The sequence below is a fragment of the Streptomyces sp. NPDC054841 genome, from assembly GCF_053611045.1.
This window is the reverse complement of the sequence record NZ_JBSGZO010000889.1, coordinates 1-1,485: the sequence shown is the minus strand read 5'-3', so window position 1 is coordinate 1,485 and position 1,485 is coordinate 1. Positions and strand designations below refer to the sequence as shown.

Here is a 1,485-nt window from a genome sequence, read left to right as displayed (position 1 = left end):
CCCGAGCACACCCCCGGCAGGTCGCGCTGCTCGCCGGATGGTTCAGCGGAAGAGCTTCTTGGAGGAGGTGTAGTTCATCTCTCCGACTCCGGTGAAGTTGCCGACATGGCTCCAGCGTTCCTGGCAGTTGGACCACCGCTGGTAGCGATTGACGCCCCAGGTCTGCTTCCAGATACCCCGCTTGGCGATGAACGCGCTGCGGGCGGGGATGTTGTAGGTGAGGGTCTCGGTTTTGCCGACGGAGGCGGACAGCTCCAACTCGAAGCCCAGCATACGAGTGGCATTGCTCTGCTTGTTCTTCTTGTTGATGGCCGCCTTCGCCTTCTTCTGTGCGGCGGGCGTGTACTCCAGGCTGCCGGTGAGCATGCCGCGGGCGGTGAAGGTCTTGGTCCAGGCGTACTGGTGCTGCTGCTGGGTGGAGGCGCCGTTGCGCCACATCACCTTCTCGGGAGTGCTGTCCCAGCCCTCGCGGATCAGGAAGGGCGTGATGCGGTCGACGGACTCGCACCCCCTGTCCCTGCCCTTGGGCCGGTCGTTCGCACCGGCCAGGGCGACGCGGTCGGCGGCGGCCGAGGCCGGGGCGGATGCGGTGGTGAATACGTCGGTGGTGGAGGTGACAGTGACGGCGCCGGCGACCAGGCCGGCGACGAGCGCGGCGATGACCAGCGGCCGGGCCCTGCAGGTCTTGACGACAGACATACGGTTGCTCCTTCGAGCATGAGTGGATGGTGTAACGGCCCAGGGGCCTGGCGCCCCGGGACGGGCCGTGTGGACGGTCGCTCGCCCCGGTCGTCGGTACCGGCAGATGGCGAGGGAAGACGCGGCGGACCCGGATGCGCCGTCGACGAGGGGCGCGGTCTGGGTGGTCCGGTCGATGGGCGAGTGCGTGCCGGGTGGGGCGAGTGGCGGGCAATGGCGGACAGCGTCTGCCCCCGGGTGGCGACAGGCCGGGTGCGGCGGCCTCGGGGTCCTCGCAGCGGCGAAGACCCCCGGTTGCCGCTTGGCTCAGTGATCGAGGGCGTAGATCGACTTCGCCTTGATGCGCCACTGGTCGCCCCAAGTCGTGCAGATCGTGGTGCGGCGGCCGAGGGGCTTGTAGTACTTGGTTCCGTTGGCCTGGATCTTCCAGCCGCGATGGGCGATGAAGCCGCCGGTCGACTTCTTGTACAGGGCGCCGTTGCCGCCGATCGTGTAGCCCGGCAGGTAGTAGTGCTTGCCGTCCGAGGTCACGAGGTACGGGCACGTGTCCCACACCTCGAACGTGCCAATGATCTTGGACTGCTTCTGTGAGTGCTCCGCCGCCGCGACGGCGACCGTGTCGGTAGCTGTGACAGCAGCCGTGTGGGTGGCCGGGTTGGTCGTGAAGGCCTCCGTGGAGGCGACCGCGCCGCCGGCCAGCAGGCCGGCGGCAGCGACGGCCACCGCCAGCTTTCGTGTCATTCGTGATCGTGCGATACGCATGCTGATGCTCCTTGAGCTGAGGGC

Annotated in this window: 2 protein-coding genes; both read right to left on the bottom strand. The window is 68.0% G+C overall.

Annotation, left to right across the window (positions count from 1 at the left end):
- Positions 1–42 precede the first annotated feature (42 nt).
- Complete coding sequence (locus ACWGI8_RS44210) at positions 43–699, bottom strand: hypothetical protein (protein ID WP_453669262.1); 657 nt, start codon at positions 697–699, stop codon at positions 43–45.
- Between the two features lie 306 nt (positions 700–1,005).
- The gene (locus ACWGI8_RS44205) at positions 1,006–1,461 is read right to left on the bottom strand and encodes a hypothetical protein (RefSeq protein ID WP_453669260.1); all 456 of its coding nucleotides are present in this window, start codon (positions 1,459–1,461) and stop codon (positions 1,006–1,008) included.
- Positions 1,462–1,485: the final 24 nt, after the last annotated feature.